Raw genomic sequence first — 25,584 nt, 5'->3', positions numbered from 1 at the left:
TCTCTACAATTAATTTACCGGACGCGACAAAATTTGCGATCGCTATCATGTTCTGGGTATTGCCAAGAATAGGCAAAATGGCTAACACCTGCTAATTGGGGAGTAGATTGGCGTAGTGCTTGCATTTGCGTTTCTAGTGATGGACGATTACCTACTGATTTTCCCCAACTTCCGGCTAAAGCTGGAATAACTTTGGTTCCTGGTTGTGCAGCATTCAAAACTCGTTGGACTTCCTGCACAATGCAACTAGCATTACCACAAGTAGAATAAGACATGGGATGCCATTCTAAAGAACTAGGGAACCTATCCCAAGGTTGCAAGCGGGAATCATAGCCCTGTCCGATAGCTTGATTACCATCAGGAAAAAATACTGCCCCAGAGGGTATTCCTTGCTGCTGGGCTGGATAAGCAGCTAAGTTCACAAAGTCTAAAATACCTTGCATGGCGTGAGCAACTGCTAGTTGCCACAATTGCACTTGTAATAATGGTTGTCTCTGAGTTGCAGAGAGGATTGACTTTTGCTCCGGTTGCGTAATCCTACCTTGCCACATAGGTTCGCTTTCTTGAGGGTGAAGTTGATCAACTGCGGTGATATCGCCTGCTGTGACGTAACCCTTCCCTAAAAAACGCCGAATTAGTTCTAATCCTTTGTTGTTCTGGGCGCGCCGAAATAATGCTTCTTTAGTGGCTGGACTAAATAGCCATAAATCAGAAACCTTTGTGGCAATAGAATTACTTCCTGTTTGTCGGGGATAGCGCACATAATCAAAGAGTATTCCATCCGGGCGACGGCGTACTACTTCCTGTACCATTTGATAGTAGTCGCGTTTTGCTTGTGTATTATAAGGATCAATATATAGTTGAGAACTATTACCAGGTAAATATAAGCTTGTTTGACCTTTGCCATTGCGAGCGATCGCCTCTGCCCGATCTGGACGCTGGGCGTAGGTATACCCGAAATTGTTGGTAAACACCCAAGCGTAAACTTTTAAACCACGTTCTCGCCCTTTTTGAATAGCCGCAGAAAGCAAATCGATGTTTTCGGCTCCTGGAGTACGTACTATAGATGGCCACACTGTGGGATTACTTGCTACAGGTAATAATACTTGCCCATCCGAGAAAACTTCTACATAAATTTTGTTGTAACCACGGTTGACAACACGATCCATAACCTGGTCAATCGCACCGGGTTGAATATCACAGGGGTATAAACGTAACCAAATAGCTTGGGTTTCTGGCCATGTCCGATTGCGGCAATTCTGCAACTCCTGGGCGTGTTGTTGCACCAGTTGTTGGTAGCGGTTCTGAGCATCTTGATTGCCTTTGAGCGCTGACAAACGTAAGTCTTCTTTGGCTTTTGCTGCTGCTGTGGATAATTGGCAATACTCCGTTATTTGTGCCTGTGCTGGTTGCTTACCAAACGGGGAAACTAATAAACTACTGGTAAAAATTGTAGCGAACAGGCAACGCCAAAATAAAATTTTGCTGGCAAAATTCAAAGGAGAGTTAAACATACCTAAAAGTAGAATCACAAATCAGTCATCAATCCGAATACAAATAATTTCTAGTTTCAGGTATAAATCGTTATACTTGATAACCGAAAGTTTTGCAGGTTACTTATTCAAGACTGTCAAAATTCTATTTCTGTTGCCAGATTTTTAGAGAAATTTTTAACCTCAAGTGCAGAATGGCCTGTTTTGGGGGAATTTCGTACTCTAATTTTTTAGTTATCTTATTGACAGGATAAACTTAAGTACAGAGTTTTATCATATTCTCAGTACGTAAATATTTGTATACTTGAACTTAACAAAGCAGTCAAGAGTCAACGGTCGAGAGTGAAAACTGAAGACTCTAGACTTTTGACTCTTAACAATTGAACTGCCAATAGTTAAGCCCCACGCCTCAACGCGGTTTCTACCCGTTGTAACTCCTGCTCTAGACGATTTCTGAGCTTTTGGGGTACGGGACGATTTGGGTAAGAACTGTAGTGTCCAGCTAGGGAGTTGAGAGCTGTTCGCATGGTTGTAAAGGAACTCAGATTAGAAACAGAGTTATTCCGTTGGTAGCGAGCCGAAAAATCGTTGATTTTTTGACGTGCTTCTGCTTGGATTGCGGCTCTGTCTGGTGAATCTGGTGTTAAATCCAGAGCTTCTTTCATCACATTGACTACAGCCAAGGTGTCTTGACGGTAATCGCCTGTTAAACTGTCACGACTGTCAGAACAGCCCATGAGACCAATGGTTAAAACCAAAACCAAGGCAAGTAGACGCGACCAATAGCGCTTCATATTTCTTCAATGAATAATAAGTAAATCAACGTCTATCCTATCCTGGATTGGTATCCTGGGGATCATTTCCGGGGATCAGGTGGCAGGGGAGAATAAAGAGTATCTCGTTGTTGGTAGGGTCTTCCTAGAGAAGCGATCGCACTTTGTAGAGTTTCCACTTCCATACAAGTACCGCCCACAGCACCAGCCATGTTAGTAATGTGTTCCTCCATCAGCGTACCGCCAATATCGTTGCAACCCCACAATAAAGCTTCTGTAGCACCAGCCAGCCCTAGTTTTACCCAACTTGGTTGATGATTGGGTATGTAATTTCCTAAATAAATCCGCGCCACAGCCGTGAGTAGTAGTGCATCATTTAACACTGGTTGATCACGTCCGACACGACGGCGTAATGATTTAGGTGCTTCTTGTCCAACAAATGGTAATGGAATAAACTCAGTAATGCGTGCTGGATATCCCTGATCAATGGCAGTTTTTTGCAGCGATCGCAATTTTTCTAAATGCCCAATTTGTTGTTCAGGGGTTTCGATATGTCCCGATAATATGGTGCTAGTTGTGGGTAAACCTAATTTGTGAGCCGTACCAACAATTTCTAGCCAAGTAGCTGTGTCAATCTTTTCTGGACACAGTACCCGCCTGACTTGATCATCTAACACCTCGGCTGCTGTTCCTGGCATTGAGCCTACACCAGCATCCCGCAAAGCCGCAATTACATCAGCATATTCAATTCTGTCAATTCTGGCGATAAATTCCACTTCTTGGGGCGAAAAAGCGTGTAAATGTATCTGGGTAAATTCTTGCTTGATGGTTTCTACAAGCTTCAGGTAATAATCTAAAGATTTGCCGTTAATCTGTGCTTGTGGGTTTAATCCCCCCTGCATACAGATTTCTGTTGCACCTCTTTGCACCGCATCTGTGGATTTTTCGACGATTTGCGCCCAATCCAACCAGTAAGCACCAGCATCGCCCTCATCCCGCCGGAAAGCGCAAAAACTACAGTGTTGCTCACAGATATTAGTAAAGTTGATATTGCGGTTAATAATGTAAGTTACCGTATCGCCGGCTTGACTGTAGCGGAGTTTGTTCGCTGTGGTACGAATGGCAGCGATCGCTTCTGGCTCAGTTTGTTTTAACAATACCACTCCATCGGCCGGAGATAAATCGTACCCCAAAAGGGCGTGATCCAAAATACTATCAACAGTTTTACACGGCATCGGTGATAACCAAGTTACTCTTACTATTTTGGCAGAAATTAAGAATTAATCTTCAGACAATCAAAATTGAACCAATCCATATTTAAACTAAATTTACAGAAGTAAAAATATCGTTTGTATAATTTTAATCATTCAGTATGAATCAAAAAAACAATGCCTTGTTGTCAGAAATCACTACCCCATTACAAATTTCGGAATTACCGCCTCCCAGCTTAGGTGCTGATAGTCAACCCATCTATTTTTCACTTGTGATTCCCACTTATCAAGAGCGTGAAAATATTCAAAATATTGTCAAAATCTTGAGTGAACTGCTCAATGAATCTATACTAGGACAGTACGAACTAATTGTAGTTGACGATGATAGTCCCGACCACACTTGGGAAATAGCACAATCCCTCATAGAGGAATACCCGCAGTTGCAGGTAATGCGACGTGAACAAGAACGGGGGCTGTCTTCAGCTGTAATTCGTGGATGGCAAGTAGCCAAGGGTACAATTCTAGGGCTAATTGACGGAGATTTACAGCATCCACCAGAAATATTAATCCAATTATTAGTTGCAAAACAGGGCGCAGATTTAGCCGTCGCTAGCCGTCATGTCGATGGTGGTGGCGTTAGTAGTTGTGACTTTTTGGAAGTTCTGGGTGAACTTAAAACTCAGTTGGCAAGTCACCGAGGTAAAGTAGACCAAACCTAATTGAATTGAGAACTAGTTAATAAATGATATTAATTAAATACCTTTTATGAATTACCTACATCTGTCTATTATCATTATATTCAGCTTATTTTTTCGGTTGCCATTTTTCTTTCGCGCTACATTCAACTGGGATGAAAGTACATTTATTTTGATGGGTCAATCTATTTTAGACGGAAACTTACCTTATGTAGAACTCTGGGATTTAAAGCCACCACTAGTATTTTTTAGCTATGCTTTAGCTATTCTAGCTTTTGGCAAATCTATTATATCTGTGCGCCTATTTGGAACGCTGTGCGTCATGATTGCAGCAATTCTTATATATTATATATGTTGCTCTGTGTGGAGTTCAAAACCTAGTATATTTGCTGCGATCATATTTGTAGTCTTAACAGGCCCTTTGATGGATGGTAAAGCTGTCATGACGGAGCATATAGCTATTGTGCCTCTACTCGGTTCTTTAGCTATACTTGTCAGCAGCAATAAGTTGATTAATATTAAAGCTTTTTTTGTTGGCTTGCTGATAGGCTCTGCGTGTATGATCCGCCTAAACTTAGCTTATTTAGCATTGATTTTAGGCTTATACATTGCAGCGAAAAGTATCAAAATTAATGCAATTAAAAAAATATCTGGAGCAGCATTTGCTTATGGTATTGGTTGTTTAATTCCGTTTATAGCTTTGCTTTTGCCATACATATTAACTAAAAATACTCAAATATTTAAAATTTCTGTTATTGATGCCGCATTAACTTACTCTAATGCTCAAGCATCATTATGGGAACTTATATTTAAGCAAATTTATGATATTTGGGGAATTATATTTCTCATTGGCTGCTTCCAAATTATCAGAATGATTAAAGAATCAGAAAAATCTTCAGCTAAAGAAAGTCAATTAATATACTGCTTTATATTCTTTTGTGGTATTGAGTGGTCGATTTTAAATAGTGGTGCAGGATATAGTCATTATATGATTCAACTGGCTCCCTTCTTTGCAGTGGTATTGGCATCTTGGTTCTGGGGAATCTTGAATTCCAACCTGAAAGCAGGCTATTTTATCCTGATATTCAGTTTGATTCTGACGGCGTTACCAACATTCAATGAATATAAAATAGTAGGATTGCGCCTAGTGGTACAACAATCAATGTCCTATGGGAAAGAATATGATTTAGCTCAATACTTATCTGAAGCGGGAGGGCGCAATCCAACGGCGTACATGATGGATCATCACCTCGTTTATTGGCTGCTGGATATTAAACCGCCAAGCAAAATAGTAACGCATCCATCGAATATATCAAAAGAATATTTATTGCGTGTTTTGCAAAGTCCAACCGCTAATACGAATCAAGAATTGCTCAAAGTGTTGGAACAAAAACCTGAGTTTATTGTCAAGAAGGAAAATGTCTGGTATTTACAAGGTCATCCAGAGGCGATCGCTTTACTGGAAACCACACTAGAAACGCAGTACACACTGTTAAAGAACATGGAAGAAACGCAAATTTATCGTAAAATATCTAGTGTTAAACAATAAATAGAAGCGCAAGGTAGTTTACTTTCTAGCTTCAGCCAGCAAAAATTCTGCCTAAAAATAGATGTATTTATATAAGAATTGGCGCTATACCGTTTCTGCTCCCTGGTTTCATCCTTTACTGCTGTTGATTTGGTTAATCATTGGAATTGGCTTACGTTTGGCTAATTTGACTGGAAAACCTCCTTGGACTGATGAGTTTTCTACCTTGGTATTTAGCTTGGGAAATAGTTTTTTAGCAGTACCTTTAGATCAAGCGATCGCACCTGATATTTTATTACAGCCACTGCAACCACAAGCAACTGCCAATATCCAAGACGTATGGACACATCTGAGTCAAGAAACTAACCATCCTCCGCTTTACTTTTTTCTGGCTCATCTGTGGATGCAGTTATTTCCTACACCAGGGGGTCTAGTATCTTTATGGGGAGCGCGATCGCTAGCCGCTATTTTGGGTGCAGCCTCAATTCCAGCTATCTATGTTTTAGGCTGGCTAACTTTTCGCTCTCGATTAGTGAGTCATTTAGCTGCTGCTATGATGACAGTCTCACCCTTTGGGATCTTTTTAGCACAAGAAGCACGTCATTATACTTTGGCTATTTTGTGGGTAATTGCTTCCTTTGCTTGTTTAGTAATTGCTACACATCATATTAAAAATCATACTCAACTACCAATTTATCTAGTCTTTTCCTGGATAGGAATTAATGCGTTGGGTATTGCAACTCATTATTTTTTCGCTCTTACCCTGTTTGCAGAAGCGTTTGTTGTAGTTTTTTTAGCTTGGTATCAATGGACACAGCCAAATAAAAAGAATAATTTTCCCGACATCTTCATCTTTTCAACCATTTGGCAGCGTATTTATATAGTTGCTGCTGGTACTTTTGTGGCAGGATTGGTTTGGCTACCTGTGTTTTTACAGAATAGCTATGGTAGTAAACTAACCGAATGGATTCAGCAACCACGAGTAGGAATTGCTTGGATCAGCCCCATTTTTCAAGCTTTAGCAGCTTGGCTTACCATGCTTTACTTACTCCCAGTGGAATCACCACAGCTAGGAATTGTGATTGCTTCTGGGGTGGCGATGCTCATTTTTTTGGTTTGGGCTTTACCAATACTGATTCGTGGCTTTAAGGTGCAACTACAGCAACCAGAGAATGGGTTTATCACTCAGGTAGTAGCTGGTTTAGTTGTGGGAGCGATCGCTTTATTCTTTATTTTTACCTACTTTCTGGGCATTGATTTAACACGAGGCGCTCGTTACAACTTTGTCTACTTTCCCGCAGTCATGATTTTATTAGGTGCAAGCCTCGCAGTTTGTTGGCGTAATGACAGTATGGGTAAATGGGGAATCACTGGCAAAAAAGCCGTCATCCTCATTTGGTTCATGGGATTTTTCAGTGCTGTGACAGTTGTGTCCAATCTGGGTTATCAAAAATACTACCGCCCTGATCTTTTTGTCCAAGTTATTCAACAAACATCTCAAGTCCCAGTCCTGATTGCTAATACACAGATAACTCATGTACACATTGGCGAAATGATGGGGATAGCCAGGGAATTTAAAATGAAAAATTCACCTTCTCCGTCTCCTCTGTTTCTTCTCGCCCATCAAGACCAAGACCCCAATACTTCCACTACATCCTTAGAAAAAACTTTAAAGGAGTTACCACGACCGCTTGATTTATGGTTAGTGAATTTTCATGCTCCCATAGCTGAGGAAGCTAAAAACTGTGCGCCTGATACCCAAAGTTTGCCAGCAATCAATGGGTATTCGTATAAAATATATCATTGTACTTGATTTGTGGCTACTTCTGAAGATGCAAAAATTAGCGATCGCACTCCTAGATCAATCACAAGTTTCTGAATTGGACTCAGATAATTGGGTATCAATTTAAACAATTAGGAACATGAATTCATGCTGAATGCTAAAACTAGCTTTGCCTTACTGATGCTTGTGTGTTTGATAGCTACTGGCGTGACAGGATATTTACTGGGAGGAATCGATCCTGAGCTAATTCAATCCTGGTTACAAGCTGCGGGAATTTGGGCCCCAGTAACTTATATAGCTGTCTACGTGGTAGCAACGTTTTTGATTTTGCCTTCCACAGCCTTGAATTTAACAGGAGGAGCAATTTTTGGCCCTTGGATGGGGACATTTTGGACAAGTCTGGGGGCAATTATTGCCGCGATCGCCGCCTTTATTTTTGCCCGTACAGTAGGACATGATATTGTTTCTCAAAGACTAGCTGGACGTTGGCAAGCCATAGATGCGGAAGTGAGACAAGGCGGCATCTTTTATATGTTTGCTATCCGACTAATGCCCATTTTGCCTTATGGATTAGTCAATTTTGCCGCCGGTTTAACATCAATTAGCTTCAAAAATTACTTAATTGGCACAACCTTGGGGACAGTACCGGGAATTTTGCCATTTGTACTCTTGGGTAGCTCTGGCTTAAAAGCAATCCGCACTGGCGAAATTTTACCATTGGTAACTGCTTTGGTATTGATCGGAATGCTAGTAGGTGTTTCGACTTGGTATCGTCGTCGGCGCTCTTTTCCAAATCGGAAAAAACTTTAACACAGATGTGGATCAATAGTTTTATATTTTTAATTTTACCACAACTCAGTGACATGGAAAAAGTGTTGCTGAAAAGCTAGGTTTTTATCCTATAAGAAGAACCAAGTTATGAATTTTGGCTAAAGTCAATCTAACCGAAAAGGCTGGTTGATATGTAAGTTCAAGAAGCTTCGAGAAGGTTGCCTCTAATCCCTTAAGAGAAATTAATATGTTTTTAGAACCTAATTCTATAGTGATATCTGTTGTTGTTCCTTGTTATAACGAAGAACTTAATCTTGACTCTCTTTTTGAACGATTAGTTAAGGTACTTGATACCCTAAATCTCCAGTATGAAATTGTTTGTGTCAATGATGGTAGTCGAGACAATACACTCAAGCATTTAATTGAATATCATCATCGTAACCCAGTGATTAAGGTTGTGAATTTTTCACGTAATTTTGGCAAAGAAATCGCTTTAACTGCGGGAATTGAATATGCAACAGGTGATGCTATTATTCCAATTGATGCTGATTTACAAGATCCACCTGAATTAATTGGAGAATTAATTGAAAAGTGGCGTGAAGGTTATGATGTAGTTTATTGTAAACGCCGATCTCGTCAAGGTGAAACTTGGCTGAAAAAAATTACAGCAAATGCCTTTTACAGAGTGATTCAAAAAATGACCTCAGTGGAAATTCCTCGCGATACAGGTGACTTTCGGTTAATGGATCGACGGGTAGTAGAAGCATTAAAACAACTTCCAGAAACCCATCGTTTTATGAAGGGTTTATTTGCTTGGGTGGGATTTAAACAAAGTTTCATAGAATATGATCGTCTTCCCCGTTTTCAAGGAACAACTAAATGGAATTATTGGAAACTTTGGAATTTTGCATTAGAAGGAATTACATCTTTCAGTTCTCTACCTTTAAAAATTTGGAGTTATCTGGGTTTATTTATCTCTTTGCTGGCTTTTTTATACGGGTCTTTTCTCATCGTTCGCACGCTGATTTTGGGGATTGATGTACCAGGATACGCTTCTTTGATGGTTGCCATCTTATTTCTAGGAGGGATTCAACTTTTAACATTGGGAATTATTGGTGAATACCTCGGTCGTGTTCATGATGAAGTCAAAAAACGGCCTCTTTATATCGTGCGAGATTGTTATGGTTTTGATTCGGTTTATCATGAGATAAAAGTAGTCAACTCTAAATAGATTCAATTATGCAGGCGATCGCCATTTATAATTACTAATATCAGGAGTGACAAATTTCCAATTGAATGCCTCGTTTAACTGCTATGGTTAGTATTGCCATTTTGACTGAGCATATTGGCTGAATTTTTAATCTCCCTCTCCCAAGACATAACTTTTTGGTACACCCACAGGAGATAAACCAGCGATCGCGCGGAGATTTTGACAACGAATTAACTCGCTAAAATTCAAGGTAGAATGTTTCTCAATCTGAGCGATCGCTTCTATTGCAGATAATAGATGCTGTGCGGCTTCAGTTTCCGAGTAACCCCGACGTTCGGCTATCCGCAGCGCTGCTAAATCGGCATTTAACTCTGATTGAGAAGATTTGTTAGTGCGCCAAATCCGCACCAAAGCGATCGCACTTAATCCCCCACCTACAGCCACACCCACTACATCTGACTGTGCTGATTCCACTAATCCCGCCAATAACCCCAGCAGAACCACACCTTGATAAATATCAGGTTTAAACCACTTCACTCCCAGCAACCAGCTAACCTTCTGTAATAGTAATAAGTCCCGTTGTGGTTTAGCCAAGCGCAACCATAAATCAAAATTAATATATATTGGTCGATCCTGATTCCAAGGTAAAGGAAAAACAGCATCAATCACTTTTGGCTGCTCAGGTTTGCTGACAATTTTTGTTGTCATCCGACTAGAAGCAGGTATGACATCTAACAACCGACGAATTTCAATCCTTGGCTCCATTGGAATAATTCGTAATTCGTAATTCGTAGTTATCATCCAAAATCTTAACTCAGCGTACCTTGGCGCTAACTTAGCGTTCCTCTGCGTTGAAAAATATATTCTATTACTGTGATAATACTACTTAAGTGCTTCACTACAAACTCCTAATTAAGATTACATGGACGCATTTGCTCCCATACCCCCTAAATGGACAGATCAGGCAGTTCACGCTTACGAATTTTGCTGTCCTAGTTGTCATGCTAGTAGCCGTGAAGCTTTAGAAGTTTGGATCAATAGGCGATCGCCTGTCATGACAGCAGACCATCGTCGCAAATGGCAGGAGTTTTACAATTGCCAATGTGGTTATGTTTGGTGGGCTTGGAGTAGCGATCGCCCCCCAGTCGATATACCAAATCAACCAGATTATTTTCCGAAATAGTGATTATTTTCAAACAAAAAGCCCGCACCAAGGCGGGCTTCTTATTTAACTTCTCACTAACACCAGTTCTAGAAACTGAAGGTGGTACGGATTGTACCTACATAAATGGTGTCGTTATCGTTATTGTGTTCAGGGTTGAAAATTACCAACAAACCAGGGGTGACAGCGATATTATCAGTGAGGCGCATCTTGTAGAGACCTTCTAAATGATAAGATGTGTCGGGTTCAGAAGTTACTCCATTAGAACCACCTGTTACTTTCGGGGGTTGTCCGAAGATCAAACCAAGTACGTTCCCTTCTCTACCAAAGTCTTTCACAGCTAAACTACTAGCCCAGTAAAAAATGTCTGCATCTGCATCGCTAACTTCAGAGTTGGCTGTGGTGTAACCTGCCCAACCACCAATTGTTAACTTTGAACTAGGTTGGAAATTAGCTTGTATACCGTAATTGTTGGATGTAGTGGCTTGATCAGAAAATGGGTTGTTAGCGAAACTACTTCCTGTGCTGTCAAAAAGGCCGATGCCAGACTCATTATTTCGATAAGAGCGAGCATAGGTCAAACCAACATTGAAGGCTTGGCTAGGTTTGAAACCTATCTGACCAAAGATGGTATTGCTACCATCGAAAATTGCATTTCTATCGGCGGGATCATTAGCTCTGGGTGCAAGATAAGCCGCACTCAATGTTAAAGGTCCGCTGGGATTTAATTCCACAGTTAAACCTGCACCGCCGGCACCTTGGCGATAGATGGGGCTAAAACGTCCATAACGAGAAAGCGCACCTCCACCAGAACTGGCAAAGTCGGGGTGGAAATTATTAACGTTGTCGTTTAACTCAGCACCAGTGGCATCAATCTTGACGCGGATAGAGTCACTGAAGTTGAAAGCATAGTTAACTTTATCGATTTCAAGGTTGTTGTCGTCATCGCCTGTACCAGTGTCAAAACCAAGACGGGTCATTCTAGTACCAGTTACGTCATCATTACTGACAAAGTTACCAGAATTCAATCGAGTTTCCAGTTTGTCTCTACCAGTGAAGCTAGTATTCAGGGTTAAACGCACCCGATTAGAGAATGTGGTGTTGCTCTCCAAGTCAGCACCACCAACTCTTGTATCCCCAAATGCCTGAGACAAGCCAAAAATAGCTTCACCCTTTAACTTGGTGGTGGTAGAAAATTGATTCGCTTCTAACTCAGCAGTCCGAGCTTCTAAGGAATCTACACGACCACGCAGGGTTGCCAATTCAGCCGAAAATTCTTCTTGCAAGCGCTGTAATGTAGCTAAATCTTGTCTAGTAACTACATCGGCGGTTGCTGTCGCAATCAGTTCATTAACTCTGTCTAAACAAGCGTTCAAACCAGCTGCAAATTCGTAACGAGTCAGCGCACGATTACCACGGTATGTAGCGTTGGGATAACCTGCGATACAACCGTAACGCTCAACTAGAGATTGCAAAGCTTGAAACGCCCAGTCTGTAGGCTGTACATCCGAGAACTGAGAAACAGATGTTACTTGACCGATGCTGTTAGCCTCTTGGGATAACTGAGCAACGGTTGTTACTTGTTCGTTGACTTCAACAGCTAAAGCACTACCAGCAGCAAATAATGTAGCAGCGATCGCTGGGCTAACCTTTAGAGCATTCCAAAGTAGTTTTGTCATCTTTTTAATTTCACTCACACCCAATAATTTAAATCCTGAAAAAACTTACAGCTTTTCCATCGCGATTTACTTAAACCTTCAGTAATGAAGATAGCAAACTTTTGTTCATTAGCACAAGTAAATTATCATTTTTTTATACTATGGTTTTCATTTGTTTATTTGCTGAAAGAAGAATAATTCGACGCTTATAGCGTAACAAGTCTCCTTGCTCTTCAAATTGCTGTAGCAACCGCGTCACTGTAACACGCGTAGTATTCAACACTTCTGATATTTCTTGATGAGTAATATTGAGGTCAATTAATTTACCCTGTTCTACATCACGTCCAAACTTTTCGCTTAACCACAGCAAAAATTTCCCCAAACGTAAAGACATGGGTTTGGTATGTACAATGCTTAGAAGCTCTTCTGAGTGTTTAATATGGGATAAAAAAGCATCAATGTCTTTGTACCAAAGTTGCTGCGGTATGATGCTGACTTCTACGCTTGTTAAACATTCAATTTGGTAGGGTTGAACTTTTGATAAAGAATAGCCAATCAAATCACCAGCACCCCAGTAACCTAGGGTAATAAATATTCCGTCTTCGCTCCAGGTTAATGTCCGAACTGCTCCACGATCAATGCGCCACAGAACATCTTTATCCGGCGGAATTAACTCTCTGCGAGTAAATAACCTTTGTGGTAAATCTCCATCGGTTTTAGATTCATTGGATACATGAGATAAATTAGGAGTGAGACTTGTGGAATACATCATGCAAGTACTTGTAAGAGTGCAAAACTTAAATTTGTCTATTAAGGCAAAGTGCTGAGTAGAAAACAAGTAGGGGCGGGTTTATAGATATGTTGAATTACCAAGAATAATTTGAATAAACCCGCCCCTACATCAAGGCTTTCAGCTTTTTAGGAAATATACTTACATAATTAAAATTATTTAGACAAAAAACCGTTTCGCATTCAAAAAATAAATGCGGCGGATGTTTAATTTAATACTTTATAAACTTTGACTAAAAATTTAGCTTTTATGCTTGTAATATTTCCAAAGAGATCATTTCCCCCTCCTCGCTTGCACCAGAGGGGGTTGGGGTTGGGGTTCTTGTATCTCATTCAACCGATAACTGCTATATTGTTTAATTACATTCAATTTATTAGCTGGTGAGATAAAGAACAGCTTTTATATTGTCTGTAGGTACTCTAACTGAGCAAGTTTAAGAAAAGGTAATCGTTTGGTAAAAAGTATGTTAGTTAACAAAGTTTTAATTGTTGTCACTTACCAAGTAGGTAGACCCAACTAGACCCAACTATTTAAAAACGTTGTCCAGTGACGATGTATGCTACTCTCTGACCGATATTAGTAGCATGATCCGCCATCCGTTCCAGACAACGAATAGCCAGCGCTAACAGCAAAATTGGCTCAACCACCCCAGGTACATCCCTTTGCTGGGCTAAAGTCTGATAAACGCGATCATAAGCATTGTCTACAGCATCATCTAGGTGCTTTAAACCTCGTCCACCAACCTCATCCAAATCAGCTAAAGCCTTTAAGCTAGTTGCTAACATTGCTTGTGCATGGTGAGACATATTTTCAATCTCTGGTAAAGATGTATGCGGCGGATAAGGAAAAATTTTAACGGCAATATTTGCTAAATCCTCCGCATAATCGCCAATGCGTTCTAAATCTCGTACTAACTGCATAAAAGCACTCAAACAGCGCAAATCTTGAGCCGTAGGTGCTTGGAGAGTCATGATTGCTGTGCAATCTGATTCTATCTGTCTATAAAAGCGATCAATTTTTTTTTCTAATCTGGGAAGTTCCTCAGCTGCGGTTAAATCACGGGCAAACAGTGCTTGGTGGCAGAGGCGAAAGGATTGTTCTACCAAAGCGCCCATGCGTAATACGTCCCGTTCTAAGCGTCTAATGGCACGCGCCAACTGGGGATTTTTAGGGTTAGGATTGTGATCATACAAGGCAGCTTCCACACTTATAGTCTCAAAGGTGAAGATATTCTTAACTATAGTCTTGGCTTCGGGAGTTTGCCATAACTTCAGGAAGTTGGAGTTGCATCCAAGCCCCACCAGTTTTTGGATCGTTCATAGCTTTGATCGAACCGCCGTGGGCGACAATAATTTGCCGGACGATCGCCAAACCTAAACCATTACCCACAATCGTCCCTAGAGATTTATTTTCTGGTAATGAGGAATGAGTCCGCGCTTTATCTCCCCGGTAAAAGCGCTCAAAAATATATGGCAAATCAGCTTCAGAAAAACCTAGTCCTGAATCAATAAGATTTATTTCTAAAATATTGGCAGGGCGTAGCCCATCACGACTATCAGTATCTTGTCCAGATAGGATTTTTACCTGGACTTGAATGCTGGTATGAGGAGGACTGTATTTAATACTGTTATCCAGCAAATTCAGAAAAACTTGATAAATGCGGGCAGGATCTACTTTAATCCACAGATTTTCTGGCCCAGAATAATCAAGACACAGATGTTGCTTTTGCGTTAATGGTTCTAATGTTTCCCAAACAGATGCAATCAGCGATCGCACTTCCAACACTTCTAGATGCAATTGCATCGTTGGATTAGCTTCCATTTGGGTCAGTTCTAACCAGCTTTGCACCAAGTTAATTAGCCGATCAACTTCCTGCATCAGCCGATTCACCCAACGATCTAAGGGCGGATCTAAACGATTTTGTAAGGTTTCCACCACCAAACGAATCGAAGTCAATGGCGTTCTCAGTTCGTGGGCTAGATCAGAAAAAGAGCGATCGCGTTGTTGATTCATGTCCAGCAGAGGTTGACGATTTTCTAAGAAAACCCCTACTTGTCCGTTAGGTAAAGGTAAACTGGATGCTCGCAAAAGCAGTGATTTTACGGTTGGCATCTGTGCTGCATCATCACAAGATGGATGAAATACCCACTCTTTTGTCTGTGGTTTCTGCCAGTCACGAGTTTGTTCAATTAAATGATCAAGTTCATAAGACCGCACCAACTCCAGCAATAAGCGCACTTGTCCTGCCTGCCATGTTTGCAGATACAATATATCTTGCGCTTGCTGATTACACCACAGCAATTGATTTTCTTCATCTACCTGCAAATATCCTAATGGGGCAAAATCTAGCAAGTCTTGGTAGGTTTGTAGTGACTGCTGCAAATTGTCTCGTTGCTGCTTCACTTTGGCTATTTCCCTCTGCAAACGAGGTATTAGCGGTAACGTTAGCTTGTCAGCGCCAGAGTTTAAAGGTTGCAGTATTCGCCCCAAATAGCGTTTTAATTGAACTTGTTGCCAAATCCAAATCCCAATACCTACCGCTAAACCCAGAAAAAATCCTAGTAAGAGCATTAAAATGTGAATTGCTAGTTGCTTGGTGATTAATCAAAACTAACAACTATTTTTATCCAAAGCGATAACCAAACCCTCTGACAGTGACAATGTGTTCGGGATGGCTAGGATCTTCTTCTAGTTTTTCGCGTAACCAACGGATATGAACATCTACAGTTTTACTGTCACCAACAAATTCTGGTCCCCAAACCTGATCTAGTAACTGTTCGCGAGACCAGACCCGACGAGCATAACTCATAAACAGTTCTAGCAATCGAAACTCTTTGGGAGACAAGTTCACCTCTTGATCCCGAACCAGCACACGGCATTCTTGAGGATTTAAAGTAATATTCTTGTGTTTCAATACTTGTAGTTGTGGCAAACTACACAAGCGTTGGCGACGGAGTAGAGCGCGACACCGAGCTACTAACTCCCTCATACTAAAAGGTTTGGTCAGATAATCATCTGCACCTACTTCTAAACCCAAAACTCGGTCAGTTTCACTACCTTTAGCACTGAGGATCAAAATTGGGACTGGGTTTCCTTGATGACGCAACAAGCGGCAGATATCTAGCCCATTAATATGAGGTAGCATCAAATCAAGAATTATTAAGTCAAAAGGAGGTTCCCCTGAGTTGGGTTCACAATTTTTGAGATATTCCACAGCCGACCGCCCATCAGGGGCAGTTATGACACCAAAACCTTCTTCTTCCAATGCTACAGCTAGCATTTCTTGGATTAATTCTTCATCTTCTACAATCAGAACACGACTTGTTTGCCCGATTTCTGCTCTGGTAGAGTACTTGATTGACTCACTAGTATACATTGATATCACAAAAAGCTAGGTTTGTGGTTGTATCAATTAACATTTTGGAATTAATTATCTAATCTCAGTAGATTTATGCCTCTACTGCAATGATTTTTTTGCCAAAAGTAACATATATAACAATACATTATAAATACTTGTGATTGCAAGCGGTCAATCAGATGTTTAGTAATTCAGTCGTAAAATGTGAGATACTAAAACTTACGCAAGATGATGAAAGAACAAACCATAGACGACTCACATATCTAGAGGAATGAACTTTCACAGGGTTCCTGCGTAAGTTTTAGAGGGTGTTTTGACAGTTTTAGGCGAATGCCATTCGCTACGATCCAAACTAACTTCCTTTAGGTTTGCTAGTTGCTGGGGAATTGCTCAAGTTCCCAAAGCCCTGCACTCACCGCCTGCGAGAAAAAACCTCAAAAACTCAGGGTTTTCATCCACGCAGGTGGTCTCCTTTTTAGTAATACGCGTAGCGTCCTATCTGTATAGCCACGACTGACGGTAGCCGAGGTCAATGTGAATTGATACTTTACAAACATCCTCTTTATTGACCTAATTAATGGCACTTAGTGGCCTGTTTTTTCAGGTTTGCCATTGTTAGCAGGTCTTTTTTGGTCATTTTTAGCTGTTTCGTTGATTTTTTTGTTGGATTGTTGGTTGGAATTGTATTGTTGGTTAGACATAAATCAGCCTTCATTTGCAAATTAACTACAACTATAAATACAGCGAAGATACGAGCAATTCCAGACAAAAGTTAAAATAATCACAAAAATAAAATTTTCTTAGTTCGTATATTTATTTACTTGTATAAGAAATTACATAAATCACAACAAGATCCATTTATGTCTCCAGATTTATCTGTGGGTCAAACTAAAATCTCAAATTGGATGATTTAAGGGAGATACTTTTGAACCACAATCCAACCAGTCAGGGATACCCAAGTAAAACCCCCAAAGAGAATTATATTTACACCAATATGTAAAGGTCTAGCCCAAGAACGCCGAGGACTAATTTGTGTAGCGCTGAAAGCAGACAGCAAAACCAGCATGACTACGATTAATCCAGCAATCAAGTGCGATGAGTGTCCCAAGGAACCAAAGTGACCTAAAGTGCCAACAATGCCAATAGCCAGTAGTAGCAACACTAAAGTCACCATAGTGATGCCAATTATATAGTGGAGCGATCGCACCGTTCTACGTCCGCCCATAAACCACGGAAAACTAGGGAAATCCGGCGCAGTTCTCGCCCGAAACATCCAAATACCCGTAAGTGCTAGCAGTAAATAAGCCAACAGAGACAACCCCATTGACCAGGCGGCTGCTTTCCACAACCAAATAAAAGAAGGCAAATTCATAACATTGATTGTAAACCGGAACGGAAGCGCTGTAACCCATGAGCAATGACTAAATAAAAAGGGTTGCTGAATTTCGCAACCCTAAAATTATATAAAATTGTTTTTTTATCAACGGATTATCAGCCTGCAATTTTTAAGGGTTTTGTTGTATTTTCAATTTTTGTATTAATTGACTGCACCATTGGTTTTGTACTGATAGTATCGATGCCAATTGAGTCTGTATGAAACTCACTACTGCTAGGCTCGTGAATAGCAAGGCGATCGCACGCAATTGTATCAGACAAAATCGCACTGGCCATCATTCCCGTATGAATCTCCATTTGCGCTTCTACTGGAGCTTCAAACACCAGGCGCTGTCCTGGAAAAACAACTCTTTCAAAATACCAGTTGGAAATATTGCAGATGCGAGCTATCTGAATTTTGCTCGTAGCATTAACGTAACAACAAAGGAGATTCCCGGATTGCTCAGGTGGTAGAGGATCTAATATTTGAGCCATAACTGCGGAGGAGCTTTACGCCACAATTTTACATTACACCAGCTAAACTAACATCGCCTGATCCCCAGATGCTGTAACTCCGACTACCAACTGAAATTTTCTACGCTATATCTATCTAAATATATATTAACTATATGTTCAAGTTATGAAATTTTCACCAAAAAGCGGATAACAGGGAAAATAATATACTACGCTAGAGGGATTTGAGATTTTTTTGCAGAATAAAAGCATCACATATTACTCCCATTAGCAGAACTCTGGCAGTTATACCCTGATACCTCCTCAACTGTAAAGTCAGGTTTGTTGATTTCATCTATCCTGAGACTTACAGGCAGAGTGAATAGCTTAATAGTCAAACTCAATGTTATGGTAAAGATATATGACAATTCTCCTCATAAAATTTATCTATTTCGTCTAATGCCGAACAAATTCAACTATTCCCACAATTGTTAACACAGGCTAACTTAATCCAGCCATTGGCTGAAATGCCAATCATAATTGTGAAAAACACAGCACACTAAAACAAACAAACAGTTTTAAACCGCATATCTCTCTATATATTTCATTAAGAACTGCAAGATGGAAATTCAACAATCCATGATGGAAAATCGCATCCTCTACGTTCGCCTTCCGTGTAACCCCATCTTTCCCATTGGGGTAGTATACCTTTCCGATCACGTCCACAAGCAATTTCCCGGCATAGCACAGCGTATATTTGATTTGGGAACAGTACCACCTTTAGACTACGCCTCCGCCCTAGATACCTGTATCGATGAATTTAAACCGACACTCCTAGTATTTTCTTGGCGTGATATTCAAATCTATGCCCCTGTGGGTGGACGTGGTGGGAACCCACTACAAAACGCCTTTGAATTTTATTACGCCAAAAATCCCCTGATTAAGTTACGTGGCGCATTCGGCGGGTTGCGGATTTTTATCGCTTACTATGTAGAATTGTGGCGCAACCAGGGATTAGTCAAACGCGGTTTACGACGCGCCCAAAAATATCATGCTGATGCCCGTGCCATTTTAGGTGGTGGTGCAGTCAGCGTATTTTATGAACAATTGGGTAAAACTTTACCCCAAGGAACAATTATTTCTGTGGGTGAAGGCGAAACACTCCTAGAAAAACTGCTAAGTGGTAAAGAAATTCAAGATGAACGTTGCTATGTAGTGGGAGAAACTCAACCACGGCAACGAATGATTCATGAACAACCCACCCCCCTAGAAAAAACCGCCTGTAACTACAATTATATAGAAAGCATCTGGCCGGAATTCAACTTTTACCTGCAAGAACAAGACTTTTATATAGGCGTACAAACCAAGCGCGGTTGTCCCCATAATTGTTGTTATTGCGTTTACACCGTCGTCGAAGGCAAGCAAGTCCGCATCAACCCAGCCGACGAAGTAGTTGCCGAGATTCGTCAATTATACGATCGCGGCATTCGCAATTTCTGGTTTACTGATGCTCAATTCATCCCCGCCCGTAAATTTATGGACGATGCGGTAGAACTCTTACAGAAAATCGTCGATTCTGGCATGACAGATATTCATTGGGCAGCATACATCAGAGCCGACAACTTAACACCAGAGTTGTGTGATTTGATGGCTAAAACCGGGATGAACTACTTTGAAATCGGCATTACCAGTGGTTCTCAGGAACTCGTGCGGAAAATGCGGATGGGTTACAACTTACGAACCGTCTTGCAAAATTGCCGTGACTTAAAAGCTGCTGGTTTTAACGATGTGGTTTCCGTTAACTACTCCTTTAACGTTATTGACGAACGTCCCGAAACCATTCGCCAAACCATCGCCTACCACCGCGAACTAGAAAAGATTTTTGGGGCTGACAAAGTTGAACCTGCCATCTTCTTTATTGGACTGCAACCCCATACCCATTTAGAAGAATATGCCTTTAAAGAAGGTATCCTTAAACCAGGGTATGACCCCATGAGCTTAATGCCGTGGACAGCTAAAAAACTCCTCTGGAATCCTGAACCTCTTGGTTCCTTCTTTGGGGAAGTTTGCTTGCAAGCTTGGCAACAAAATCCCAATGACTTTGGACGCGAAGTTATGAAAATCTTAGAAGAAAAATTGGGTTGTGCCGATTTGGAAGAAGCACTTTCTGCACCTATGGAAAAGAAAGATAAACAGTTGGCTGGCATATCATAGTATTCAGGGACTGGGGATAAGAAGCAGGAGAGCAGGGAGCAGGGGGAAATTTTTGGGCTAGTCACAATCATCTCCTGTATCCCTCTTCTCCTCTAGTCTCTAATCCTTAACAATTTACGAATTACGTTCGCGCAGCGTTTCCGATAGCGCAGCGTGGCGTTAGCCATAGGAAATATTACAAATTATTAAAGCCTATGTTAGAAGGATCAATACTACAAAAACTGGAAACAGCACACCGTAATACTACTAGACCAATCCGATTTGGGGTTTATTACAAAAATACTTTAGTCTCTCTGTGCCATGCTTTAGAAGACCATATTTTAACCGAAGATAGTACACCCTTAGTCATTACAGCCTTTCAACAGGGTAAATGGTATCTGCAAGAAGCCGAAAGATATGCAGATATCGCTAAGTGTAGCCGCGAAATTGTGATTATGGCAGCATCGGATGCTAGTTTTGCTGAACATCCCACCAGCCAACTGCCTAACGTGGATTTAGTGCCGTTAGATTTAGCTGACCCAGTGGCGCAAGAGTGGCACTTAATTATCTTATCGCCAGAATACACAGCAATGGTACTTTGTCAAGAGTTATCAGAAGCCGATTATGGTGCAGGTGGAATCCCCGCGTCAGATGTAGAGCGTAAATTCTATGGCTTATGGACATTTGAACCAGACTTAGTGCAAGAAACAGCAAAATTAGCGATCGCGCACATCCAAAAATACAATCCAGAACTAGCACAAAAACTTACACATCATAAAGATGCTATAAAGTCAAGCCTAGCAACACCGGAACATTTCAGTGCAGTTGTTTCTCGCGTCGTCGATTATCTCCAGACAGGACAGGATAATTTATCCATCCCCACAGCCCTGCGTCAACAAGCATTAGACCGCAACTTGGTTTCTAACGAAATCCAGGCATTCTTGCGAATGGCGCAATTAATGGATATGGCAGATGTCAATAATCCAATGGCGGCGACGGAAGTAGTAGCACTTTCTGAGATCATGGGGCAGCTTTTAGAACTACCTGCATGGCAGATTAAGCGATTGCGACTAGCAGGTTTTTTACATCGTATAGACCCACTCCAAAAAGCCGAAAGCGTCCTGACTCCCGGTACATCCACTCGCTACCAGGAACAAGCCCCCAGTTGTCCCTTAACTTGTCCTCTAGTACCAGGAGCGCAAGTATTACGAACCATGCCCAGACTGCGGGCAATTGCCCAAATTATCACCCACCAAAGCGAATGGTGGAACGGTACAGGAGAACCAGCAAGTTTAGCTGGGGATGAAATTCCCTTAGAATCGAGAATTTTGGCCTTAGTTGCGGATTTCCAATGGCGAGTCAACAACATCAAATCATCCCAAAAAACTCGCGCCGAAATATTTGCTCAAGCTTTAGACGAATGCAGACAACAACAGTCAACCCGCTTTGACCCTAAACTTGTAGATGCTCTAAGTTTATTAGTTATGGGTTTACAGCAAGGGCTAGACTTACCTCTGATATCACCTAAAGTCAGCACCGGCGTATGGCTACTTGACTCTCAATGGGATAGCTACAGCAAGACAAGTGAGGAGATTAGTAATTACTTTAAATGAATATTGAAGCCATTAAATCAGGACAACTCAAACAACTCCCAGGTGCAAATTTAGAAGATGAGGAACTCTCTCAGCTCGATTTAAGCCGCATCAATCTTGCAGGCGCTACCCTTGTTGGGACTAATTTCAAGGGTTCCAAACTCGAAGGCGCGCATTTCGAGGGAGCGAACTTGATGGGTGCAAACCTCCAAAAAACTGACTTGCGCGCGAACCTGATGGGCGCGAACTTAATGCAAGCAGACTTAACAAGTGCTGACTTGCGCGGTAGTAATTTGCGCGGCGCTAACTTGATGGGGGCTAAACTCAGCGATGTCTCTTTGGCTGGCGCTTTCTTGAGTGGTGCAAACTTGATGAACGTCAACTTACAAGGCGTTGACTTACGCAGTGCTGACTTGCGCGGTGCAAACCTCACAGGGGCAAACCTCAAAGGTGCTGACTTGAGTGGCGCTGATTTACAAGGGGCTTTATTAAGTGAAGCCAATTTAGAAGAAGCGGATTTACGCAGGACAAATTTAGCGGGGGCGAACTTCACAGGCGCAAATCTACTCTGTGCAGAGTTAGAAGGAGCAAATTTAAGCGGGGTAAATTTAGATAAAGCTTGCTTGGTCGGTACAGTAGTTAAAATGTCTTAGTTATGAGAATAACCTTGATCATGTAGGTCTAAAATCCCACTAATTTCTTGCCGATAACGCTTGGGGGTTGTATTTAGCATTCGTCGAAACACAGATGTCATGTGACTCTGGTTGCCAAATCCCGTTTCTACCGCTACTTCTACCAGGGATTTACTTTGATTTTGTAAGAGTTGTTGGGCAAGTTTCAATCGACACCGGAGGACATATTGATAAGGCGATAATCCAGTTGTAGCTTTGAATGCTCTGGCAAAATGGTAAGGGCTGAATCCTACCTTGGCGGCTATGTGATTTAGGCTAAGTGCCTGTGGAAGATGCGCTCTAATATATTCAATAGCAGACTTTAATATATTTGGGTCTAAATACTCTGGGGGACGTTTTAGCTGTCCCGATAAATTTGAACGTCGGTAAATTATTTGTCCCAGCACCGCAGTTGCCACCGATTCTAAATAAAATACACCCCCTACTTGTCCATTATCAAAGAATTCTTGCATAGCGATCGCTACATTCAAACCCCAATAGGTTTTGGGAATTTGGCCAGGTTGTAACTCAATCATCTGTCCTTCTGCTTCTACTGTGACTATGCGGGATAGAAAAGATGGGGAATATCCAAAGACCACAGAACAAGAAGCATCCTCTACAGAACTATAGGTACTTCCTTGAGGCACAATATCAAAACCTCCTGGTAGCGCTTGGTAAGGTTGTAGCCGATCCGTATTAAAAGCCGCAATTCCACTGCTGACACCAAAACTCGTCACCACAAGGTTAAGTGGTGAGCGAATATTGACTTCTAACTTTCCTGCCGGAATTATTGCTACCATCATCTCCGGTGTTTCTATCCAGCGTCCCCATTGCGATCGCACTTCTAGTGGAGGCTGATCAAGGGGAATTTTATCCTCTGGGGGATGAAATAAAGATTCTTCTCGCAGATTCATAGACAGAGGCAATGCTTCAATCCCTATTGTTTCAGAAAGTAGATGGTTATATTCCGCAAGAATTGACAAGACAAAAACCTTTAAATTTCAGTATTTTAAACAAGTTGCTAACGGAACACTGGAAAGGTTTTTCATCATGGACAAAGTATTTAAACAAATATCTTCGGTGATGCTGCGTGCGGGACAGCCCGACGACGCACTCCCCTGTGGCACCATTTTGTATGAAGGGTTACGTGTTGTTGCGGAACAGCACGGCTTCATACCCGACTTTCCTTCTGCGGAGTTTGGGGCGGATATGTTGACCGAACTGTTGACAGACCCAACGGTTTATTCGGTCGTGGCTGAGGCTGAGGATGGGCGCGTCATCGGCAGCAACTGTTTGTGGGAAGGCGGCACTATCGCCGGCATCGGCCCCACTACAGTAGACCCCGGCGCGCAAAACAGGTCGGTTGGTCGCCGCCTAATGGAACATATTTTACAGCGGGCGCACGAAAATCGGTACGCCGGTGTGCGGCTCGTTCAGGCCGCGCATAACAGCTGTTCTCTTGCCCTGTATACAAAACTTGGCTTCGACGTGCGCGAGTCACTGGTAGACCTGCGAGGACAACCCCTCGGCTTGAAGATACCGGGCCGCACCGTTCGTCCGGCGACTGAAGCAGACCTTGCTGCGTGTAACCACCTCTGCTATCGCATTCATGGTCATGACCGGGCGGGCGAACTAAAGGGATCTGTCGGGCGGGGTACGGCAATGCTGGTCGAGTGTGATGGGCGCGTATCGGGCTACGCCACAGAAATTGGCTTCTTCGGTCACGCTGTTGGCGAGAACAATGAGGACTTAAAGGCGCTGATCGGGGCGGCTCCAGCATCCGCTGAGTTTGGCTTCTATCTTCCGATGCGTAACGCCGACCTGTTCCGTTGGTGTTTGAATCATGGCTTGCGTGTCACCCAGACCGCAACGTTGATGAGCCTCGGACTGTATAACGAACCGACAGGGGTTTTTCTACCTTCCGCCCTATATTAATAGCAGCATTAACCGTCGCCGTAAAATGTAAAATAAGATGAGTTCGGGAATCTATCAAATTTATACAGTTTGAGATTTGGTATTTGCTCGCCACCGCATCCAAAAAGCCAATATACCCATAAACACCACTCCCATAACTCCTTGTAGAGGATTCTGATTTACACCAGTTATCCAATCAGGAACTTGACCAGAATATTCAATTAATCCCCCAACATTAATGATGTAATAGCCCCAAACTAAACCACCATGCAAACCAATTGGTAAACCCAAGCGTCCCCTACGCCAGCGCTTTCCCCATACCTGCGTTAACCCCAGCAATACTAAAGCTGGAAATTGTGGCAGTGTGTGAATAATTGCCTCTAAAGGCTTAATAAAGTGCAAGACCGCAAAGGCCACAGCATTTATCCAAAGTGCCACACCTAGACTATAATCCCGTTCCAACTCATCCAGTAACCAACCTCGAAATAACAATTCTTCAGCAAACCCGATACCCAAAGAGACAAGTAAACCCTCGATAATTATTCTCAGCAAGAAAACCTGCGGTGGTTGCCACACCAGCCAACCAAAGAAACCTTGTAGCCCGAATACTACAAGAATGCTAATTATCCCAGTTGCTAGACCACTCAGCAAATCCACAGCGTTTATCTGCGTGGTTTCCCAACCATATTGCTTGAGGATCTGGGGTTGCTGATAGACATTTTTCCCCCATAGCTTCAAGAGAAAAATAAATTCAACATATAACACCACCATTGTCAAGATACTTACTAAGTTAGAATCACTAACTAATAAGTAAATCGGTATAGCAAAGGGTAGCCATAGCAGTAATAAAGCTGCAACAAAATAACCCAGCCTGATGGGAACAGGGCGTTGGGCTAAACGAATGAGGTTTATTTTCATGCGGAATTGAGGAAGAGGACAAAATCAACGTCACAAG

General features: G+C 41.8%; 22 protein-coding genes and 1 pseudogene. 10 read left to right on the top strand and 13 right to left on the bottom strand.

What is annotated here, in order from left to right; translation table 11 throughout:
- Window positions 1–14: 14 nt before the first annotated feature.
- The 3 genes from ACM0OW_RS10070 to cofH all read right to left on the bottom strand — a co-directional run bounded on the left by ACM0OW_RS10070 (window position 15) and on the right by cofH (window position 3,501).
- Window positions 15–1,514, bottom strand: a complete 1,500-nt coding sequence (locus ACM0OW_RS10070; protein WP_414549913.1) for a family 10 glycosylhydrolase — start codon at window positions 1,512–1,514, stop codon at window positions 15–17.
- A 374-nt stretch (window positions 1,515–1,888) separates the two neighbouring features.
- The gene (psb27, locus tag ACM0OW_RS10065; protein WP_414549912.1) at window positions 1,889–2,287 is read right to left on the bottom strand and encodes a photosystem II protein Psb27; all 399 of its coding nucleotides are present in this window, start codon (window positions 2,285–2,287) and stop codon (window positions 1,889–1,891) included.
- 62 nt (window positions 2,288–2,349) lie between these two features.
- Window positions 2,350–3,501, bottom strand: coding sequence for a 7,8-didemethyl-8-hydroxy-5-deazariboflavin synthase subunit CofH (cofH, locus tag ACM0OW_RS10060; protein WP_414549911.1), 1,152 nt, complete (start codon window positions 3,499–3,501; stop codon window positions 2,350–2,352).
- Window positions 3,502–3,638: 137 nt separating this feature from the next.
- On the opposite strand from cofH, the pseudogene ACM0OW_RS10055 reads away from it, so the two are divergent.
- From ACM0OW_RS10055 to ACM0OW_RS10035, 5 genes and pseudogenes are all read left to right on the top strand, one after another.
- Window positions 3,639–4,121: pseudogene (locus tag ACM0OW_RS10055) on the top strand (glycosyltransferase); the annotation flags it as partial.
- A gap of 121 nt (window positions 4,122–4,242) precedes the next feature.
- The gene (locus tag ACM0OW_RS10050; protein WP_414549909.1) at window positions 4,243–5,721 is read left to right on the top strand and encodes an ArnT family glycosyltransferase; all 1,479 of its coding nucleotides are present in this window, start codon (window positions 4,243–4,245) and stop codon (window positions 5,719–5,721) included.
- A gap of 61 nt (window positions 5,722–5,782) precedes the next feature.
- Window positions 5,783–7,513 (top strand): glycosyltransferase, encoded by a 1,731-nt coding sequence (locus tag ACM0OW_RS10045; protein ID WP_414549908.1) that lies wholly within the window; start codon window positions 5,783–5,785, stop codon window positions 7,511–7,513.
- 117 nt (window positions 7,514–7,630) lie between these two features.
- On the top strand, window positions 7,631–8,293 hold the full coding sequence (locus tag ACM0OW_RS10040; RefSeq protein WP_414549907.1) for a TVP38/TMEM64 family protein: 663 nt from the start codon (window positions 7,631–7,633) through the stop codon (window positions 8,291–8,293).
- Between the two features lie 208 nt (window positions 8,294–8,501).
- On the top strand, window positions 8,502–9,485 hold the full coding sequence (locus tag ACM0OW_RS10035; protein ID WP_414549906.1) for a glycosyltransferase family 2 protein: 984 nt from the start codon (window positions 8,502–8,504) through the stop codon (window positions 9,483–9,485).
- A 126-nt stretch (window positions 9,486–9,611) separates the two neighbouring features.
- Here the strand turns inward: ACM0OW_RS10035 and ACM0OW_RS10030 are convergent, their stop codons facing one another.
- Complete coding sequence (locus ACM0OW_RS10030) at window positions 9,612–10,229, bottom strand: DUF3318 domain-containing protein (protein ID WP_414550019.1); 618 nt, start codon at window positions 10,227–10,229, stop codon at window positions 9,612–9,614.
- Between the two features lie 157 nt (window positions 10,230–10,386).
- On the opposite strand from ACM0OW_RS10030, the gene ACM0OW_RS10025 reads away from it, so the two are divergent.
- Entirely contained in the window at window positions 10,387–10,647 is a 261-nt protein-coding gene (locus ACM0OW_RS10025) for a hypothetical protein (protein WP_414549905.1), read from the top strand.
- A gap of 68 nt (window positions 10,648–10,715) precedes the next feature.
- On the opposite strand, the gene ACM0OW_RS10020 is transcribed toward ACM0OW_RS10025, so the two are convergent.
- The 7 genes from ACM0OW_RS10020 to ACM0OW_RS09990 form a co-directional block, all read right to left on the bottom strand.
- The gene (locus tag ACM0OW_RS10020) at window positions 10,716–12,305 is read right to left on the bottom strand and encodes an iron uptake porin (protein ID WP_414549904.1); all 1,590 of its coding nucleotides are present in this window, start codon (window positions 12,303–12,305) and stop codon (window positions 10,716–10,718) included.
- A 133-nt stretch (window positions 12,306–12,438) separates the two neighbouring features.
- Complete coding sequence (locus ACM0OW_RS10015) at window positions 12,439–13,053, bottom strand: Crp/Fnr family transcriptional regulator (protein WP_414550018.1); 615 nt, start codon at window positions 13,051–13,053, stop codon at window positions 12,439–12,441.
- Between the two features lie 551 nt (window positions 13,054–13,604).
- Window positions 13,605–14,279, bottom strand: coding sequence for a phosphate signaling complex protein PhoU (gene phoU, locus ACM0OW_RS10010; RefSeq protein WP_414550017.1), 675 nt, complete (start codon window positions 14,277–14,279; stop codon window positions 13,605–13,607).
- Window positions 14,280–14,307: 28 nt separating this feature from the next.
- Window positions 14,308–15,645, bottom strand: coding sequence for a sensor histidine kinase (locus ACM0OW_RS10005; protein ID WP_414549903.1), 1,338 nt, complete (start codon window positions 15,643–15,645; stop codon window positions 14,308–14,310).
- 52 nt (window positions 15,646–15,697) lie between these two features.
- Window positions 15,698–16,450, bottom strand: a complete 753-nt coding sequence (locus ACM0OW_RS10000; RefSeq protein WP_414549902.1) for a winged helix-turn-helix domain-containing protein — start codon at window positions 16,448–16,450, stop codon at window positions 15,698–15,700.
- Between the two features lie 892 nt (window positions 16,451–17,342).
- Window positions 17,343–17,804, bottom strand: a complete 462-nt coding sequence (locus ACM0OW_RS09995) for a DUF4079 domain-containing protein (protein WP_414549901.1) — start codon at window positions 17,802–17,804, stop codon at window positions 17,343–17,345.
- Window positions 17,805–17,923: 119 nt separating this feature from the next.
- Window positions 17,924–18,301, bottom strand: a complete 378-nt coding sequence (locus ACM0OW_RS09990; RefSeq protein WP_414549900.1) for a DUF1830 domain-containing protein — start codon at window positions 18,299–18,301, stop codon at window positions 17,924–17,926.
- Window positions 18,302–18,880: 579 nt separating this feature from the next.
- On the opposite strand from ACM0OW_RS09990, the gene ACM0OW_RS09985 reads away from it, so the two are divergent.
- The 3 genes from ACM0OW_RS09985 to ACM0OW_RS09975 all read left to right on the top strand — a co-directional run bounded on the left by ACM0OW_RS09985 (window position 18,881) and on the right by ACM0OW_RS09975 (window position 22,697).
- Complete coding sequence (locus ACM0OW_RS09985) at window positions 18,881–20,473, top strand: photosystem II high light acclimation radical SAM protein (protein ID WP_414549899.1); 1,593 nt, start codon at window positions 18,881–18,883, stop codon at window positions 20,471–20,473.
- 194 nt (window positions 20,474–20,667) lie between these two features.
- The gene (locus ACM0OW_RS09980) at window positions 20,668–22,065 is read left to right on the top strand and encodes a DICT sensory domain-containing protein (protein WP_414549898.1); all 1,398 of its coding nucleotides are present in this window, start codon (window positions 20,668–20,670) and stop codon (window positions 22,063–22,065) included.
- The gene (locus ACM0OW_RS09975) at window positions 22,062–22,697 is read left to right on the top strand and encodes a pentapeptide repeat-containing protein (protein WP_414549897.1); all 636 of its coding nucleotides are present in this window, start codon (window positions 22,062–22,064) and stop codon (window positions 22,695–22,697) included. The genes ACM0OW_RS09980 and ACM0OW_RS09975 overlap by 4 nt, the downstream gene beginning before the upstream one ends.
- Here the strand turns inward: ACM0OW_RS09975 and ACM0OW_RS09970 are convergent.
- Window positions 22,694–23,698 carry a helix-turn-helix domain-containing protein gene (locus ACM0OW_RS09970; protein ID WP_414549896.1) on the bottom strand — a complete coding sequence of 335 codons (1,005 nt, stop codon included), beginning with the start codon at window positions 23,696–23,698 and terminating at the stop codon, window positions 22,694–22,696. The genes ACM0OW_RS09975 and ACM0OW_RS09970 overlap by 4 nt on opposite strands.
- Window positions 23,699–23,765: 67 nt before the next feature.
- Here ACM0OW_RS09970 and ACM0OW_RS09965 point away from each other — a divergent pair, with 67 nt between their 5' ends.
- The gene (locus ACM0OW_RS09965; protein ID WP_414549895.1) at window positions 23,766–24,650 is read left to right on the top strand and encodes a GNAT family N-acetyltransferase; all 885 of its coding nucleotides are present in this window, start codon (window positions 23,766–23,768) and stop codon (window positions 24,648–24,650) included.
- A 60-nt stretch (window positions 24,651–24,710) separates the two neighbouring features.
- On the opposite strand, the gene ACM0OW_RS09960 is transcribed toward ACM0OW_RS09965, so the two are convergent.
- Window positions 24,711–25,547 (bottom strand): lysostaphin resistance A-like protein, encoded by an 837-nt coding sequence (locus ACM0OW_RS09960; protein WP_414549894.1) that lies wholly within the window; start codon window positions 25,545–25,547, stop codon window positions 24,711–24,713.
- Between the last annotated feature and the right edge of the window lie 37 nt (window positions 25,548–25,584).

This window comes from Anabaena sp. CCY 0017, assembly GCF_963920885.1.
In the GTDB taxonomy this organism is placed as follows: Bacteria; Cyanobacteriota; Cyanobacteriia; order Cyanobacteriales; family Nostocaceae; genus Nodularia.
Note: the sequence above shows the minus strand (reverse complement) of the source record. Positions and strands in the feature narration are given on the sequence as shown.

Bases quoted from the DNA above. Each gene is read 5' to 3' on its own strand.
- ACM0OW_RS10040 (WP_414549907.1), top strand. From the start codon at position 7,631: ATGCTGAATGCTAAAACTAGCTTTGCCTTACTGATGCTTGTGTGTTTG.
- ACM0OW_RS10045 (WP_414549908.1), top strand. From the start codon at position 5,783: ATGTATTTATATAAGAATTGGCGCTATACCGTTTCTGCTCCCTGGTTT.
- ACM0OW_RS10000 (WP_414549902.1), bottom strand. From the start codon at position 16,450: ATGTATACTAGTGAGTCAATCAAGTACTCTACCAGAGCAGAAATCGGG.
- ACM0OW_RS10005 (WP_414549903.1), bottom strand. From the start codon at position 15,645: ATGCTCTTACTAGGATTTTTTCTGGGTTTAGCGGTAGGTATTGGGATT.
- ACM0OW_RS10020 (WP_414549904.1), bottom strand. From the start codon at position 12,305: ATGACAAAACTACTTTGGAATGCTCTAAAGGTTAGCCCAGCGATCGCT.
- ACM0OW_RS10025 (WP_414549905.1), top strand. From the start codon at position 10,387: ATGGACGCATTTGCTCCCATACCCCCTAAATGGACAGATCAGGCAGTT.
- ACM0OW_RS10070 (WP_414549913.1), bottom strand. From the start codon at position 1,514: ATGTTTAACTCTCCTTTGAATTTTGCCAGCAAAATTTTATTTTGGCGT.
- ACM0OW_RS10015 (WP_414550018.1), bottom strand. From the start codon at position 13,053: ATGTATTCCACAAGTCTCACTCCTAATTTATCTCATGTATCCAATGAA.
- ACM0OW_RS09990 (WP_414549900.1), bottom strand. From the start codon at position 18,301: ATGGCTCAAATATTAGATCCTCTACCACCTGAGCAATCCGGGAATCTC.
- ACM0OW_RS10050 (WP_414549909.1), top strand. From the start codon at position 4,243: ATGAATTACCTACATCTGTCTATTATCATTATATTCAGCTTATTTTTT.
- ACM0OW_RS09985 (WP_414549899.1), top strand. From the start codon at position 18,881: ATGGAAATTCAACAATCCATGATGGAAAATCGCATCCTCTACGTTCGC.
- ACM0OW_RS10030 (WP_414550019.1), bottom strand. From the start codon at position 10,229: ATGGAGCCAAGGATTGAAATTCGTCGGTTGTTAGATGTCATACCTGCT.
- cofH (WP_414549911.1), bottom strand. From the start codon at position 3,501: ATGCCGTGTAAAACTGTTGATAGTATTTTGGATCACGCCCTTTTGGGG.
- ACM0OW_RS09965 (WP_414549895.1), top strand. From the start codon at position 23,766: ATGGACAAAGTATTTAAACAAATATCTTCGGTGATGCTGCGTGCGGGA.
- ACM0OW_RS09980 (WP_414549898.1), top strand. From the start codon at position 20,668: ATGTTAGAAGGATCAATACTACAAAAACTGGAAACAGCACACCGTAAT.
- ACM0OW_RS10035 (WP_414549906.1), top strand. From the start codon at position 8,502: ATGTTTTTAGAACCTAATTCTATAGTGATATCTGTTGTTGTTCCTTGT.
- ACM0OW_RS09995 (WP_414549901.1), bottom strand. From the start codon at position 17,804: ATGAATTTGCCTTCTTTTATTTGGTTGTGGAAAGCAGCCGCCTGGTCA.
- psb27 (WP_414549912.1), bottom strand. From the start codon at position 2,287: ATGAAGCGCTATTGGTCGCGTCTACTTGCCTTGGTTTTGGTTTTAACC.
- ACM0OW_RS09975 (WP_414549897.1), top strand. From the start codon at position 22,062: ATGAATATTGAAGCCATTAAATCAGGACAACTCAAACAACTCCCAGGT.
- ACM0OW_RS09960 (WP_414549894.1), bottom strand. From the start codon at position 25,547: ATGAAAATAAACCTCATTCGTTTAGCCCAACGCCCTGTTCCCATCAGG.